This is a genomic window from Bacillus sp. LQ16 (genome assembly GCF_057784645.1).
The window spans coordinates 3,244,365-3,260,730 of record NZ_CM173491.1; the positions used below are offsets into that span (position 1 = coordinate 3,244,365).

The following is a 16,366-nucleotide window of genomic DNA, read 5'->3' on the forward strand; positions in this document are numbered from 1 at the left end:
GTATAAATAATAAATTTTTATTTTAGGAGGAAAAAATGAAAGCTGTTATTCTTGCTGGTGGGTACGGTACAAGAATTGGGGAAGAAACACATTTAAAACCGAAACCTATGATTGAAATTGGAACAAAACCCATTCTATGGCACATTATGAGTTTGTATAGTCATTACGGGATTACTGAGTTTATTATTTGCTTAGGCTATAAAGGATATGCAATTAAAGAGTTCTTTCTAAATTACAACTTACACATGTCTGATTTCACAATACAGTTAAACGATAATACAATTACTAGCCATTCTCATCGTGTAGAGCCATGGAAAGTTACACTAATCGATACTGGTGTAAATACCGAAACGGGTGGCCGAGTGAAAAAGATTCAAAATTATGTCGGAGACGAACCTTTCTGCCTCACTTATGGTGATGGATTAAGTAATGTAAATATAAAAGAACTTATTACATTCCATAAAAAACATGGGAAAATGGCTACTGTTACTGCCGTACAACCTCCTGGTAGATTTGGTTCTCTCATATTAGATAAACAGTCTGTAACATCTTTTCAAGAAAAACCATTAGGTGATGGCGGATGGGTTAACGGTGGATTTTTCGTTTTAAATCCTGAAGTTTTCAATTACATTAGTGGAGATAAGTCTGTTTTTGAAACAGACACTTTAGTTCAGTTAGTAAACAAAAATGAATTGGCCGCATATCAACATTCTGGTTTTTGGCATCCGATGGATACATTGCGCGATAAAAATAAATTAGTCGAGCTATGGGAAAGTAATAACGCTCCATGGAAGGTTTGGTAATATGGCTTCATCATCTTTTTGGAATAAGAAAAAAGTATTTATTACGGGACATACTGGATTTAAAGGCTCATGGCTCACCCTTTTCTTAACTTCTTTAGGTGCAGAAGTAGTAGGCTTTTCTTCTCATCCCCCATCCATTCCTAACCTTTTTGAACAAGGTAACGTAGCAAAAGAGTGCACGACAATGAAAGGCGATATTACAGATTACCATTCTTTATTTCATGCCATGAAACAGCATAAACCTGACATAATATTTCATTTAGCAGCTCAGCCAATCGTAACCGCTTCATACAAAAATCCTATCGATACATTCAAAACGAATGTTTTAGGTACTGTTCACGTATTAGAAGCGGCAAAACATATAGAAAGTATACGTGGCATCATTAATGTTACAAGTGATAAATGTTATGAAAATGACGGAAGCGGTAACCGGGCATTCGTGGAAAGTGACCGGCTAGGAGGTTTCGACCCTTATAGTGCTAGTAAGGCTTGCACTGAAATAGTGGCAACATCCTATCAAAAATCATTCTTCCGCACTAATACTCAGAAACTCGCCTCAGTAAGAGCAGGTAACGTCATCGGCGGTGGTGATTGGGCAGAAGACCGATTATTCCCAGATATCATTCGTGCATATTTACAAGATGGTACATTAACTATTAGAAACAAAAACGCTATTCGCCCGTGGCAACACGTATTAGACCCTTTACACGGCTATATTCTTTTAGCTGAAAATCTTTGGCAAGACGCCGAATATGCAACAGCGTGGAATTTCGGCCCGTTGAACGAACCTAACAGAACAGTTTATGATGTCATTCAATCTGTAATAAAATTATGGAATAAACAACTAACAATCCTTTTCCCCTCTACAAATACTCCTTATGAATCACCTATCTTAACACTGGACAGTACAAAAGCAGTAAACAAACTCGACTGGACTCCTAAGTTATCAACAGATGATTCTATCGCTTGGACTGTTGATTGGTATAAAAAATATGCATCCGGTGAAAATATAGAATCTTTCACGCGACAACAAATCGATGCATTCAAAAATTTATAAGGGGGCTATAAAATGGAACAGAAAAAATGCCGTTTTTGCCACTCATTACTAACCAACACTTTTTTAGATTTGGGCGTTTCCCCTCTTGCTAATTCATTTGTAGCTCCTGAAACTTCATATAAAATGGAACCTTTTTATCCGCTGCACACATTTATTTGTCACTCTTGTTTACTCGTACAGCTAGATGAATTTGAATCCCCGCAAAATATTTTCCATAACTATTTATACTTCAGCTCTTACTCCTCAAGTTGGCTACTACACGCTAAACAATACGTAGAAATGGCGATTAAGCGTTTCAACTTAACGAAACATTCAAAAGTAATTGAAATTGCAAGTAACGATGGGTACTTATTACAATACTTTCAAAAAGAAAATATCGAGACATTAGGAATTGAACCCGCAAAAAACGTAGCAGAAATTGCTGTCCAAAAAGGAATTCCTACTGAAGTAAATTTTTTCAGTAATGACTTAGCAAAAAAATTGCCACAAGCTGATTTAATCGTCGCAAATAACGTATTAGCACATGTTCCGAACTTGCATGATTTTGTCGCTGGTTTAAAAACACTATTAAAACGTGATGGCACGATAACGATTGAATTCCCGCACTTATTAAACCTTATATCCTTTAACCAATTTGATACGATCTACCATGAGCACTTCTCCTATTTCTCACTTATAAGCCTACAAAAAATTTTAGCTCATCATCATTTACAAATTGTTGATGTAGAAGAACTTTCAACGCATGGTGGTTCAATACGTATTTTTGTAAACCATCTAAGTGCCCAATCAACTATCCATTCCAATGTTACAAAATTAATTCAAAAAGAAGTCGACCACGGGTTAGATACTTTAGATTGCTATCTCCTTTTTTCTAAACGCATCGAACAATTGAAAATAAATATTTTAAAGTTTTTTATTGAAGCGAAAGCTTTAAACAAACAAATTATCGGTTACGGTGCTCCAGCTAAAGGAAACACCCTTTTGAATTATTGCGGGATAGGTAAAGAATTTCTAGCTTATACAGTAGATAAAAATCCTCACAAACAAAATCTCCTTTTACCAGGAACTCGTATTCCAATAAAATCTCCAGCAGAAATTAAACGTACAAAACCGGATTACATTTTCATACTTCCTTGGAATTTGAAAGACGAAATTATGAAAGAATGCTCTTTCATTCGTGAATGGGGCGGTAAATTTTTAGTGACGGTTCCAGAAGTTGAGGTGATCGAGCCATGAAGAAAGTTGTTGTAACAGGTGGTAGTGGCTGGATAGGTAAATATGTTGTACATTCACTTATACAAAAGGGATATGAAGTGCACGCCACGTATAATAAAAATAAACCCTCTCACCTCCCTTGCCATTGGCATAAAGTAAACTTGCTTCGCGATGACGAAGTAAAACAATTCATTTCCGACGTTCAGCCTAGCCATCTCATCCACCTTGCTTGGGAAGCAGTGCCACCAGCATGCTATGTATCTATTAATAATTACTATTGGCTAAATTCTAGTATTTCATTGATTCAACACTTCACAACATGCGGCGGAAAGCGTGTTGTCGTTGCAGGTACTGGCGCAGAATACGAATGGTTTAACGGCGTATTATTTGAAGATTCGCCGCTTCTTTCTTATAAAACCCCGTATTCATTATGTAAAAACGCACTGCACTCCTGGTTAGCAACGTATGCACAACAAACAGGCCTCAGCATGTGTTGGGGCCGCATTTTTCATATGTATGGACCTTACGAACAAGGGAATCGGCTCGTTTCTAACATTATCACTTCCTTATTAAAAAATGAGGAAGCACTATGTACACATGGAAAACAATCGAGAGATTTCCTCCATGTGAGTGACGTCGCTGACGCTCTCGTAACAATATTAGAACATGGCGTTACAGGCACCATTAATATCGCTTCAGGTCAATCTGTACAAATTAAAGAACTAGCTTCTATCATCTCTAAAAAAATAGGAAAAGAACATTTAATTAAACTAGACGCGATTCCTTTCTCTAAGGATGAACCTTTATTCGTCGGCGTTAGTGTAGAACGTTTAAAAACTGAAGTAAACTGGAAACCAACATACGATTTAAATACAGGAATTGAAGAAACAATTTTATGGTGGAAATCATTTATACAAAAACATAACGATATGCATCATTAAAACGTAAATCCTTCGTTCCTCTCGCTAATTCCTTATACCATTCTTCTAATCTTTCCGGCGTAACAATATGATGCGTACCCATTCCCCCATGCTTACTAGCTTCAGAAAGAGTCGGACCAATTTGTAACTTTCTCTTTCTCATCGCATCGTTCCACGGACTAAACCCAAACCATAATATACAGGCAAGAGGTGGATAAATCATCGATTCATGCGCAGATAAATGTCTTCCAACCGTATAACTTCCATGCTCATGATTATGAATAAATCTGCCCCTTCTCCATAGTCTCCACTCCTCTGGTAAATAACCATGAAATCGCTGTTTCATTAAAGGTATTCCAAAGTTAAGTCCCGGATAATTATAGTTAGGATCATCAACCATAATAAGCCCTTCCAGCCAATACATCCTCCCCCCCAATTCATTTAGCGATTTCCAAAACTGATTTTTATCTTGCACACAAAGAAACTCAGTCGTATTTAAAATCATTTTCCATCCTTGTACTTCTTGTTCTATCCTCATCACTTCATGATCTGTCGCATATGCATCAAACTCTGGATTTACAGAATCTCGCACCTCCCAATGCGGTGCGAATTTTTTACAAATCTCAACGGAACGATCTGTTGAACCTTTATTAATTAAAATACCATGATCAAAAAGTTTTGTATGATGCATAAGCCACCATGGCAATAAATACTCTTCATTGTAAAAATGCGAAATAACGGTTGTAGTTATAATAATCTCCTCCTCTTTCTCTATTAATCTACTTTTTATCCTACAACCAATATACTCATAAGCAAAAATATGTTTCCTAATTATTGATCAAATATTATTATTAATATTTTTGTAAGTTTTCCTTTGGTGTCCAGCCCTTCTCATCATCTGTTCCTTCTCACCAAACCCATCCTTTCCAGTTATACTTCTCTTCGTGATAAAACATCCAGTTTTCCCAGTCTTCTGGACCAACGTAACTCTCTATCATTTTCACTACACCCCTCTCTTCTAAGCGAATTGGATTAGGATAATTGCTAACATGTGATTTTATAACGATATATTTCATAAGAACCTCCAATAAACTGAAAATTAAGTTATAATATCATTATAAAATTATGAAGGAGGAATGCACTCATGTACTACAACACTTCATTCGAAAACGATCAACCTGTAGGCCGTCTATAAACTAAGACGGGCATTCATTTAGCACATACACTATGCCTCGTCTTAGGGAGCTCATATTACCCTAAAAATAGACGGAGGTATTTCAAATGAAACAAACAATTTTAGGAGCTATATACTTATCACTAGCAGCAAGTATATGGGGCGGTATGTATGTTGTTAGCAAATACGTACTCGATTTTATCCCACCACTAACACTCGTTTGGCTACGCTTTATTATCGCTTTTGTTGTTTTATATGGCATTTTGAAACTAGCTGAGAAAAAACAAAAGAAAAAAGTAACCATTCGCAAAAAAGATTGGCTCCTATTCGCTTGGATTGGATTTATCGGCTATTTCATTTCGATCACATGCCAATTTATCGGAACAAAATTATCCGACGCTCATACAGGCTCGTTAGTTACATCAGCTACACCTGCATTTATGGTTATATTTGCAGCGCTCATTTTGAAAGAAAAACTAACTGCTCGTAGACTTTTATCTACTATAATAGCGACAATCGGTGTCATTATCGTAATCGGATGGGATATTGAAATTGGCTCCTATTTTATCGGAACAATCATTTTAGTTGGAGCCGCTATTACGTGGGCTTTACTATCTATTTATGTAAAAATCGCTTCAATCCAATTTTCATCCTTAGTTATTACAACGTACGCAATTTTCTTTTCACTCTTTTTTATTACACCTTTTATGATATGGGAGCTACAAGCGGCCTCTATCGGAACAGTAAATACGTACGTAATATTAGGCGTATTATACTTAGGAATCGTCTCAACAGCAGGTGCCTTTTTCCTTTGGAATAAAGGATTAGAATTACTGGATGCAAGCATAGGTTCCTTATTTTTCTTCTTCCAACCTATCGTTGGATCGTTACTTGGTTGGTTGCTCTTAAATGAAACATTAAATAGTAACTTTTTTATTGGTGGTATTCTTATTATATGTAGCGTTTTAATTACTACTTTTGAAAAGAAATAAAAAGCAGGCAGAGATTCTTAGTCTCTGCCTGTTCGCATTATTGGATCTTGATCGTGAAAACCAATACAAATCGGTATATTATTTTGCACTTCACTACGTACACTTATAAAACTACACAGCGTTTTAGCAATTAAATATAAAGTGATACCGATTGCTTTTTCACTTGTGTCAAAGCCATTTTCATTATACATATCCGCTAATTCTACAGACCCCGGTCCCTCAACATCATATGTCCATTCAGAAGCCCAATCATCATCCTCTTCTTCAAGTGGAGCATACTCCTCACAAATATAAAACTGACTAGTCCACTCGTTATCAAGGTCATACTCAAAATAAATCGCTTTTGCTTCTTCATTAGTAGCCATTTCTACAGCTGCATCCAAACCTACTCGAATACTTTCCTTATATGACTCTACATCAATTACTTTAATTCGTTCTGCATATTCTGTAGACGCCAACATGCAACAAATATCATAATACTTCGCTTCTATTTGCTCTACTGCTAACGAAAAGACATCCTCTTGCATCTCTTCTAAATACTGAAATATATCCACACTAAATACTCCTCACTCTTTACGCACTCCAATGCGATGGACGAGACAATAATTTCGGTAATTTCGTATGTTTGTCCCCTCTAGCAGCATTAACTTGAACTTGCGTCAGAAAAATACTATTAGTAAAATCAGCCCCGCGAATATCTGCATCTCGCAAATCTGCTCCGATGAGATCTGCTCCTCTTAAATCTGCACCATTTAAGTTAGCCGCAATTAAGTAAGCTCCTCTTAAATTTGCACCTTGTAAATTTTTCTTTTTCAGATTCGCTCCCATAAGGTCTGCTCCGCGGTGAATGATTCGTTTCTTACGCGCAGTATTCATTTCCTTCCATACTAATTCGCTCGTTTCTAAAAGAAGAATGTTCACCTCTGCCCTATGCATTGGAACATTTATTTTCATTAACTCATCTGGATTTAAATTCGAAAGTCGCTCTGTCTCCTCAATTGCGGTCTCCAGCTCTTTATGAATTGGCTGTGTTGCCTTTAAAAGAATCGCTTCATTCAAATACCAAAGCATTTCATGAAGTTGATGCATAACCGGAAAAGCATCGTACATTTTTCTTGCATGCTTTGCATCTTTCCTCCAATCAATCCCTTTAAACGTACCCTGAGAAATCTTCTGCCCAGCACCGAAACATTCAAATACTGTACAACCTTTATAACCTTTTCCTCTAAGATTTTTATGTATACTACATTTAAAATCTGATTGTAAGTTGGAACATGGTTTACCACCATCTTTATTCACTGCAAAATCTACCGATGCTGCAAACGGTAATGCAACGCAACATAGACCGAAGCATTTTTCGCAGTTTGCTTTTAAATGATCGTTATGATTAGTCAAAATCTATACCCCCTGTTGTCTTTTGACTATTTCATAATATTCCAACTGTAATAAATAATCAATTTTAAAATAAACCAGCATCTTTCGTTTCAATTCATAAATTTATTATTCGATTTCCTTTCAATTGAAAAGGACTATTTCTATTTAATGAATTATAATTAAATTATAAATTTTCTAACTAAAAAGGAGACTTATTATGGCACTAGAAATGAAAACAAACTGTCAAATTTGCGATCAATCGCTCGAACAAGATTCTGAAGCATACATTTGTGTATATGAATGTACATTTTGCGCACCATGTACAGAAGAAAGACATAACGTTTGTCCAAACTGCGGCGGCGAATTAGTACGTAGACCGAAAAAGAAATAATAAAAAGCAAAGCGATATCGCTTTGCTTTTTATTATTTTCTGAGTTTATGAAATTATATCGAACACAACTTAAACATTTACAAACTTCACACAAACAGGCTCTGGCACAGCAACATCAGATTGTAAAAGTGTTAACTTACCTGTAGATTCATCTCTTGAAAATAACACAAGATTATGTGACTTTTCATTTGTAGCAACAAGGAACTTTTCAGTAGGATCTAATACAAAGTCTCTTGGCCAATTTCCTTCTGTAGATATGTGTTCAACAAATGTAAGCTGACCTGAATTTTGATCTACGCTATAAACAGCGATACTATTATGACCACGATTACCTGCATATACAAAACGGCCGTCAGAAGAAATATGAATCGCACTTCCTTGACTATTTTCATCAAATTGTTCTGGAAGAGTAGAAATATACTGTTCTTCTGTAAAGGATCCTTCTTGCGAGTTATATGTTAACACAATAACCTCTGAACTCAGCTCAGTCATCACATAAGCGTATTTTCCATTCGGATGAAAAGTAATGTGTCTTGGACCACTTCCTGGTTTTACAGATAAACGATTCACTTCTGTTAATGTACTATCTTTTACTTCATACGTAATTATTTTATCTATTCCTAAATCAACGCCCACTACATATTTTTCATCAGGAGTGTACCCCGCGTAATGTGCATGTGGTTTTTCTTGTCTTTCTTTATTCGGACCTGAACCTTCATGTGCCATAATAGATGAAGCAGGATTTACAGTTCCATTTTCTTCATTTATTTCAAAAGACTCAATCGTTCCTTTATGGTAATTCGCTGTAACTACTGTATGATTTCCACTATCAACACTAATATGACAAGGAGAAGCACCTTCTACTACTTGTCTATTTTTCGCTTTTAGTTCTCCAGTATGACTATCAATGGAATAAGCAGCTACACCGCCAGATTCGCCTTCCTTAACAACGGAATAGAGATATTCATTATTTCGGTTAATCGTTACATATGTAGGGTTATCCAGCTTAGCGGCAAGTGTTACATTACTAATTTTTTTTGCTTCTACATCTAGCGTAAATTTATATATTCCTTCGCTATTTTCTTTCGTGTAAGTTCCAACATATCCAATAAACTCTTTGTTATCCTTCATTTTCATAACCCTCTCTCCCTATATTTTTCGTTCATCATGCTTCTTAAAATATTTTATGTTGAAAGAGTATCCTAAAAAATCGGAGTACCTCTTTATACGTTACCATATTTTCTTGGTAAATAGCTTTTAAACCCACTTTTTTTGATACGCTGCTATACTTTCATATTCTTCTTCCAATTGACGGGACAGACGGATATAGATTGGCGTTAAATCTTTATATTTTTCCACACTTTCCATGTTTGGCTCATGATGGAAATCTGCACCTACCATTTCAGAAACTACAGATAATGTATCTATTTCACCTAAACTATATAAACCGAGGATTGCAGCTCCTAAGCAAGAGCTTTCGAAACTTTCCGGAACATATACGTCTTGATGGAAGATGTCCGCCATCATCTGTCTCCAAAGTTCCGACCTTGCAAAGCCGCCTGTCGCTTGAATTTTTTTCGGTTCGCCAATTAACTCTTTTAAAGCGAGAAGAACCGTATATAAATTATAAATTACTCCTTCTAAAACAGCACGGATAAGATGTTCTTTCTTATGATGCAATCCGAGTCCAAAGAAAGATCCTCGTGCATTTGCATTCCATAAAGGAGCTCTTTCCCCTGCTAAATACGGGTGAAATAATAAACCGTCAGATCCAGGATTCACTTTTGCTGCTATTTCAGTAAGTACTTCATATGGATCTTTTCCTAAACGCTTCGCAAGTTCAATCTCTGAAGTACCCAATTGGTCACGAGCCCATCTGAAAATCATACCACCGTTATTCACTGGTCCACCAATTACCCAATGGTCTTCAGTTAACGCATAACAAAAAATTCTACCTTTTGGATCTGTTACAGGACGATCTGTTACAGCACGTATCGCACCGCTTGTACCAATTGTAACAGCCACAACGCCAGGATCTATTGCATTTACACCTAAATTAGATAGTACTCCATCACTCGCTCCTACTACAAAAGGCGTAGAAACAAGTACATTCATCTCTTTGGCAAGCTCTTCATCTAATCCTGTTAAACTGTGCGTTGTTGGAACAAGCTTTGAAAGCTTTTCATCTGTAATTCCCGCAACATGTAAAGCCTCTTCATCCCATTTTAAAGATTTTAAATTAAACATCCCTGTTGCTGACGCTATAGAATAATCAATTACATACTCTTTATAAAACTTGTAAAAAACATATTCTTTAATAGAAATGAATTTATAACTTTTTGCGAATAACTCTGCCTGCTCATTCTGTAGCCAAACTAATTTCGAAAGTGGTGACATCGGATGAATTGGTGTCCCAGTACGAAGGTAAATTTCATGACCATTCATATCATTCTTTATTTTCTCCGCCCAGCTTGCACTTCTATTATCTGCCCAAGTGATACATCTCGTTAACGGCTCTCCCTTTTCATCTACGGCAATGATACTATGCATTGCCGAGCTAAAAGAGACACAAAGAATATCACTTGGCTGTACACTACTTGATTGTATAGTCTCTTTAATCGTATTTATTACTGCACGAAAAATTTCTTCTGGGTCTTGTTCTGCTGTTTCAGGCGTAGGAGAATATAAAGGATATTCAATTCCATGACTAGCAATAACAGATCCATCAGTAGAAAATAGAACTGATTTTGTACTAGTTGTCCCAATGTCTACACCAATCATATATTTTGAGCTCACCATTTCTTCCTCCTAACAAAAAATCCCTACAGTATCCTAATAATATAAGAACCATAAAAATACATTTATTTTATCTATTCATAACGTTATGTGCTAAAGTTATCTCTCTACATTCATATAAAAATATCCTTATTTTAAACAAACATATCGAGTATTAAAACTCCTCCAAAAGCGATAAATGAAAGTAACGTTTCTAATACAGTCCATGTTTTAAATGTTTCTTTCACTGTTAACCCTAGGTATTCTTTTACCATCCAAAAACCAGCATCGTTTACGTGTGAAAACATTAATGCTCCTGCACCTGTTGCAATAACGAGTAACTCTAAGTTCACACCTGTTGTATTTTCAACGATTGGCGAAACGATACCCGCTGCTGTTGTTAAAGCGACTGTCGCTGACCCTGTCGCAATTCGAATTAATCCTGCTACTATAAATGCTAATACAATTGGGGATAGAGCTAAATGCTCAGACATTTGAGCAATAGCATTCCCTACGCCACTATCGATAAGAATTTGCTTAAATCCCCCGCCAGCACCAATAATCGCAACAATTGAACCAATTGGTAATAAGCTATCTTCTGTTACCTTCTTAATAGCCTTTTTATCGATACCTTGGCGAAATCCAAGAAAATAAAACGCTGCAAAACATGCAATCAATAGTGCAATTATAGGACTACCGATTAATGTGACAATCTTCATCAAAGTATTAGAAAGAGGCACATAAGGAGCTGCTGCAGCTAAAACCATTAACATAACAGGTAACAATATAACTAAAAATGAAACTCCTATTCCTGGTAATTTCGTTGATTTTGTATTTACACGAATCAATTCTGGCTCATTTTCAGGAATTACACGTTTGTGAATCCATTTCGCAAATATAGGACCTGCAATAATCGCTGCAAAAAATGTAATAATGAGTGAATACAATAGTACCTTCCCAAGATTCGCTTTATAAATACCAATTGCTACAATTGCCCCTGGATGCGGAGGAACAAGGCCGTGTACGACAGATAGCCCAGCAATTGCTGGTAATGCTATCAATAAAATATTTTGTTTCGTTGTTTTATGAATTGAAATTACTAACGGCAGTAATATTAAAATGCCTACTTCAAAAAACACCGGAATTCCAATAATAAAACCTGCAATTAACATAGCCCATGGTAAGTTTTTTATCCCAAAGGATTTAATAAAGAACTCTGCCACTTGCATTCCAGCACCTGACTCTGCCATCATTTTCCCTAAAATTGTACCTAATACTAAAATACCTACTAAATGCCCGAGAACACTTCCGACTCCCGTTTCATAAGCACTCACTATTTTATCCATTGGCATTCCAGACATAATTGCTAAAAACAAACTTGCAACCGTTAAACTAATAAACGCATGCCATCTCCACCACGATACCCCTAAAATAACAATTACAATTGATAATAATGTAATAATTAAAAGGTACATATTCATACTCAATCCCCCTTTATGTAAACCCTTTCATAATTACTATATAATTAAAAGAACCTATTTAGTTCTTACTTGAGTAAAAGATACCTTTACATATTGCTATACGTTTAAAAGCATCTTCACATCATAATGATTTATATAAAAAGAATCTCCCTTATTAGAGATACACTATAACTCATCTCTCTAATAAGGGGATTTCTCTTTCATAATTATAATGTTATTGTGATAAACGCTTCGCGCGATCAATTTTTCCTTTTTTAAAAGTGAATGACACTTTCATCTCTGCTTTTTTCACGTAGTAAGACTACAAACTCGGGATCCAGTTTAAACGATGAAGTTACTTAGGATTTGTCCTCTCATGAAAAGCAATTTTCGGAAAGCACCTTCACTTTCATGTATTATAATTTAGGAGCTTTCGCCCAATCCGCAGCAAATTTCTCAATACCTTGGTCTGTTAATGGGTGCATAGCAAGTTGCTCGATTACTTTATAAGGGATTGTTGCAATGTGAGCACCTGCCATCGCTACACGAGTTACATGATCTGGATGTCTGACAGAAGCCGCAATAATTTGTGTATCTAATTGATGAACATCGAATAATTCAGCAATTTTAGCAACTAATAGTACACCATCTTCAGAAATATCATCTAAGCGTCCTAAAAATGGAGAAACATACGTTGCACCTGCTCGAGCAGCTAAAAGTGCTTGGTTCACAGTGAAAATAAGTGTAACGTTCGTTTTCACACCTTTTTCAGTAAGATAGCGACAAGCTTCTAATCCTGCTAGCGTCATTGGAAGTTTTATCGTGACGTTTTTATCGCCACCGTTAATTTTAATTAATTCTTCTGCTTGAGCAATCATTTCTTCAGCTGTAACAGCATCTGGCGTTACTTCTGCCGAAACAGACTCAACTTTAGGTACTGCCTGACAAATTTCTGCGATACGGTCTTCAAACTTAACGCCCTCTTTTGCTACTAAAGAAGGATTCGTTGTAACACCAGCTAAAACTCCAAGTTTATATGCTTTTTTTATGTCCTCAAGATTTGCAGTATCAATAAAAAATTTCATGATCAATTCCCTCCAGTTTTTAAACGTTGATGATTTACATGTTTAATATGCTTATCCCGTAAAAGCCCGATTGGTATGGAATAAAGCCCCTACTTATTAAAGTTTCACTTTATTTCTTTTCTACTGCATGTCCGCCAAATTCATTGCGCAGAGCTGCTACAACTTTTCCTGTAAATGTATCATTGTCTAATGAGCGGTAGCGCATTAATAGAGACATTGCGATAACAGGAGTTGCTGTTTGAAGGTCTAATGCTGTTTCTACTGTCCATTTTCCTTCACCAGAAGAATGCATAACACCCTTAATTTCATCCAGTTTTGCATCTTTAGAAAATGCATTTTCTGTTAATTCCATTAACCAAGAACGAATGACTGAACCGTTGTTCCATACTCTTGATACTTTTTCATAATCGTAGTCAAATTCACTTTTCTCTAGAATCTCAAATCCTTCACCAATAGCAGCCATCATACCGTATTCAATTCCGTTGTGAACCATTTTTAAGAAGTGACCACTACCAGCTTTTCCTGCATATAAGAATCCATTTTCTACAGCAGTATCGCGGAAGATAGGTTCAACGATGTCCCAAGCTTCTTGATCTCCTCCGATCATGTAACAAGCACCATTACGAGCGCCTTCCATTCCGCCAGAAGTCCCTGCATCCATAAAGTGAATGCCATCTTTCTTTAATTGCTCATATCGGCGGATAGACTCTTTATAATGTGAATTACCAGCTTCAATTAAAATATCTCCTTTTGATAAAAGTGGTGTAACCTCATCAATAACAGAATCAACAACAGCGTGTGGTACCATTACCCAAAGAATTCTTGGTGATTGTAATGACTGAACAAGTTCATTTAAGCTAGATACACCTGTAGCCCCGTATTCTTTCATTTCTTCTACTGCACTTGAATTTAAATCAAATGCTGCTACTTCATGTTTATGATCCATTAAATTTTTCCCTAAGTTTAATCCCATTTTACCTAAACCAATTAATCCTACTTGCATAATATAATTCCTCCTCAGATTATCTTTTATTAAAAATTCATATCACTACAATCTGGAATACCTTTCAGCACTAATAAGTTGGTATGTACAGAAAGGTATTCACAGTCATAGCTTAAGAATTCAATACATTTTTTGTAATTTGAACAACATTTTCTGTCGTAAATCCAAATAGATTCATGACTTCAGCTCCAGTTCCTGAAGCTCCAAATGTTTCAATCGATAATATTTTTCCTTCTTGTCCTACATAACGTTCCCAACCTAGAGATACACCCATTTCAAGAGATACTCGTTTCGTTATAGAAGACGGAAGAACGGATTCTTTATATTCGTTCGATTGGCGATCGAATAACTCCCAGCTCGGCATTGCAACGATGCGAACAGAAACTTGTTCTTCTTCTAATTTTGCTTTCGCACTAGCAGCTAAGGATACTTCAGAACCTGTCGCAATTAAAATTACATCCGGATTTTCATTTGTTTGTGTTAATACGTAAGCTCCTTTAGAGAGATTCTCTATATTCGCTTTCGTTTCATTAAACACCGGTAAATTTTGACGGCTCAGTACTAAAACGACTGGACCATCCGTTTGCTGTAAAGCATACGCCCAAGCACTTGCTGTTTCATTTGCATCTGACGGACGGATAACTGTTAGACCAGGAATTGCTCGAAGCGCTGCCAATTGTTCAATTGGTTCATGCGTTGGACCATCTTCTCCTACAGCAATCGAATCATGTGTAAATACGTAAGTAACAGGTAACTTTTGCAGTGCAGCCAGTCGAATCGATGGACGAAGGTAATCATTAAATACAAAGAATGTACTTACGAAAGGTTTTACTCCTCCATGGAGAGCCAGTCCATTCGCTGCCGCGCCCATTGCATGTTCACGTACACCGAAGTATATATTTCGTCCAGCATACGATTCTACCGCGTACACAGCTTCACCTTTTATATCTGTCATAGTGGAATGAGAAAGATCTGCACTTCCACCGAAAATAGAAGGAATCGATTTCACATAATGATTAATAGCTTCCCCACTTGCAACACGAGTGGAAATCGTTTTTTCAATATCAAAGGATAGAATGTCTTTCGCTTCAATTAAAACATCACCTGTAATCGCTTTTTCTAATTCATCTGCTAGTGCAGGGTTCGACTCTCTGTATGAGTTGAACTGCTCATTCCAGTCATTTTCTTTTTCAATACCTTTTTGTTTCAGTTCATTAAAATGAGCTTTTACTTCTTCAGGTACAAAGAAATCTTCCTCATAATCCCAACCATACACTTGTTTTGTCGCTGTTGCCTCTTCTACTCCAAGCGGATTACCATGTGCTTTGTTCGTTCCAGCAACTTTTGGACTTCCATAACCTATAATAGTTCTAATTTCTATAAGAGTAGGTTGATCAGTATTTTCTTTCGCTGATTGAATAGCTTTTGTAATAGCATCGACATCGTTTCCATCTTCAACTCTTACATATTGCCAATGTACAGATTCTGCCCTTTTCTGAATATCTTCAGAGAAAGCAATGCCTAATTCACCATCAAGTGAAATTTCATTTGAATCATACAGTACAATTAACTTGCCAAGTTTCATATGTCCTGCCATTGACATCGCTTCATAAGCGACACCCTCCATTAAGTCACCATCTCCGACTAAAGCGTACGTATTGTGATCTATAATAGAGTGACCATCCTTATTGAACTTCGCTGCTAAATGCGCTTCTGCCATTGCCATTCCGACAGCATTGGCAATCCCTTGTCCTAACGGGCCTGTCGTCGCTTCGACTCCAGAAGTATGACCAAACTCAGGATGTCCTGGTGTTTTACTATTTAACTTTCTGAAACTTTTCAAGTCATCAATTGAAACATCATATCCAGCTAAATGAAGGAGGCTATATAATAAACTAGATCCATGTCCCGCTGATAAAACGAATCGATCACGGTTAAACCATTCTGGATTATTAGGATTGTAATTTAAATGATTCGCCCATAATGCATAAGCCATTGGTGCTGCTCCCATCGGAAGACCTGGATGACCTGAATTTGCCTCATTAATAGCATCAATCGATAACGTACGAAGTGTATTTACTGCTAATTGATTTATGTTTTGTACCATAGTAATTGTC

The 16,366-nt window shown here is 36.5% G+C and carries 16 protein-coding genes; 6 read left to right on the plus strand and 10 right to left on the minus strand.

Features of this window, described 5'->3' with window-relative positions; genetic code table 11:
* Positions 1-35 precede the first annotated feature (35 nt).
* The 4 genes from rfbF to AC3EMB_RS16295 are packed head-to-tail and all read left to right on the plus strand — an operon-like array spanning position 36 to position 4,016.
* The gene (gene rfbF / locus AC3EMB_RS16280) at positions 36-803 is read left to right on the plus strand and encodes a glucose-1-phosphate cytidylyltransferase (protein ID WP_000648807.1); all 768 of its coding nucleotides are present in this window, start codon (positions 36-38) and stop codon (positions 801-803) included.
* A 1-nt stretch (position 804) separates the two neighbouring features.
* Positions 805-1,860 (plus strand): CDP-glucose 4,6-dehydratase, encoded by a 1,056-nt coding sequence (gene rfbG, locus AC3EMB_RS16285; protein ID WP_446025779.1) that lies wholly within the window; start codon positions 805-807, stop codon positions 1,858-1,860.
* Positions 1,861-1,872: 12 nt separating this feature from the next.
* Positions 1,873-3,096, plus strand: coding sequence for a methyltransferase domain-containing protein (locus AC3EMB_RS16290; RefSeq protein ID WP_446025780.1), 1,224 nt, complete (start codon positions 1,873-1,875; stop codon positions 3,094-3,096).
* Entirely contained in the window at positions 3,093-4,016 is a 924-nt protein-coding gene (locus AC3EMB_RS16295; protein ID WP_141241010.1) for an NAD-dependent epimerase/dehydratase family protein, read from the plus strand. The genes AC3EMB_RS16290 and AC3EMB_RS16295 overlap by 4 nt, the downstream gene beginning before the upstream one ends.
* Here AC3EMB_RS16295 and AC3EMB_RS16300 read toward each other — a convergent pair.
* Both AC3EMB_RS16300 and AC3EMB_RS16305 read right to left on the minus strand, forming a co-directional pair.
* Positions 3,985-4,785: a glycosyltransferase family 2 protein gene (locus AC3EMB_RS16300; protein WP_089171474.1), complete on the minus strand. Its 801-nt coding sequence runs from the start codon at positions 4,783-4,785 to the stop codon at positions 3,985-3,987. The two genes, AC3EMB_RS16295 and AC3EMB_RS16300, sit on opposite strands and share 32 nt — an antisense overlap.
* A 118-nt stretch (positions 4,786-4,903) precedes the next feature.
* On the minus strand, positions 4,904-5,071 hold the full coding sequence (locus AC3EMB_RS16305) for an SH3 domain-containing protein (RefSeq protein WP_000875292.1): 168 nt from the start codon (positions 5,069-5,071) through the stop codon (positions 4,904-4,906).
* 205 nt (positions 5,072-5,276) lie between these two features.
* Here AC3EMB_RS16305 and AC3EMB_RS16310 point away from each other — a divergent pair, with 205 nt between their 5' ends.
* Positions 5,277-6,161 (plus strand): DMT family transporter, encoded by an 885-nt coding sequence (locus AC3EMB_RS16310; protein ID WP_000814762.1) that lies wholly within the window; start codon positions 5,277-5,279, stop codon positions 6,159-6,161.
* Between the two features lie 17 nt (positions 6,162-6,178).
* Here AC3EMB_RS16310 and AC3EMB_RS16315 read toward each other — a convergent pair whose 3' ends face one another.
* Entirely contained in the window at positions 6,179-6,715 is a 537-nt protein-coding gene (locus AC3EMB_RS16315; RefSeq protein WP_043936689.1) for a hypothetical protein, read from the minus strand.
* 19 nt (positions 6,716-6,734) lie between these two features.
* The gene (locus AC3EMB_RS16320; protein ID WP_000181430.1) at positions 6,735-7,556 is read right to left on the minus strand and encodes a pentapeptide repeat-containing protein; all 822 of its coding nucleotides are present in this window, start codon (positions 7,554-7,556) and stop codon (positions 6,735-6,737) included.
* 196 nt (positions 7,557-7,752) lie between these two features.
* Between AC3EMB_RS16320 and AC3EMB_RS16325 the strand changes: the two genes are divergently transcribed.
* Positions 7,753-7,926, plus strand: coding sequence for a DUF1272 domain-containing protein (locus AC3EMB_RS16325; protein ID WP_001162788.1), 174 nt, complete (start codon positions 7,753-7,755; stop codon positions 7,924-7,926).
* 69 nt (positions 7,927-7,995) lie between these two features.
* Here the strand turns inward: AC3EMB_RS16325 and AC3EMB_RS16330 are convergent, their stop codons facing one another.
* The 6 genes from AC3EMB_RS16330 to tkt all read right to left on the minus strand — a co-directional run bounded on the left by AC3EMB_RS16330 (position 7,996) and on the right by tkt (position 16,356).
* Positions 7,996-9,063, minus strand: coding sequence for a lactonase family protein (locus AC3EMB_RS16330; protein ID WP_098126521.1), 1,068 nt, complete (start codon positions 9,061-9,063; stop codon positions 7,996-7,998).
* Between the two features lie 120 nt (positions 9,064-9,183).
* Positions 9,184-10,725 carry a gluconokinase gene (gene gntK, locus AC3EMB_RS16335; RefSeq protein WP_098126520.1) on the minus strand — a complete coding sequence of 514 codons (1,542 nt, stop codon included), beginning with the start codon at positions 10,723-10,725 and terminating at the stop codon, positions 9,184-9,186.
* Positions 10,726-10,856: 131 nt separating this feature from the next.
* Positions 10,857-12,182 (minus strand): gluconate permease GntP, encoded by a 1,326-nt coding sequence (gntP, locus tag AC3EMB_RS16340; RefSeq protein ID WP_488517145.1) that lies wholly within the window; start codon positions 12,180-12,182, stop codon positions 10,857-10,859.
* 395 nt (positions 12,183-12,577) lie between these two features.
* Positions 12,578-13,246 (minus strand): fructose-6-phosphate aldolase, encoded by a 669-nt coding sequence (gene fsa, locus AC3EMB_RS16345; protein WP_000667692.1) that lies wholly within the window; start codon positions 13,244-13,246, stop codon positions 12,578-12,580.
* Positions 13,247-13,355: 109 nt separating this feature from the next.
* Positions 13,356-14,249: a phosphogluconate dehydrogenase (NAD(+)-dependent, decarboxylating) gene (gene gnd, locus AC3EMB_RS16350; RefSeq protein ID WP_001195916.1), complete on the minus strand. Its 894-nt coding sequence runs from the start codon at positions 14,247-14,249 to the stop codon at positions 13,356-13,358.
* Positions 14,250-14,361: 112 nt separating this feature from the next.
* Positions 14,362-16,356: a transketolase gene (gene tkt / locus AC3EMB_RS16355; protein WP_488517146.1), complete on the minus strand. Its 1,995-nt coding sequence runs from the start codon at positions 16,354-16,356 to the stop codon at positions 14,362-14,364.
* Positions 16,357-16,366 lie beyond the last annotated feature (10 nt).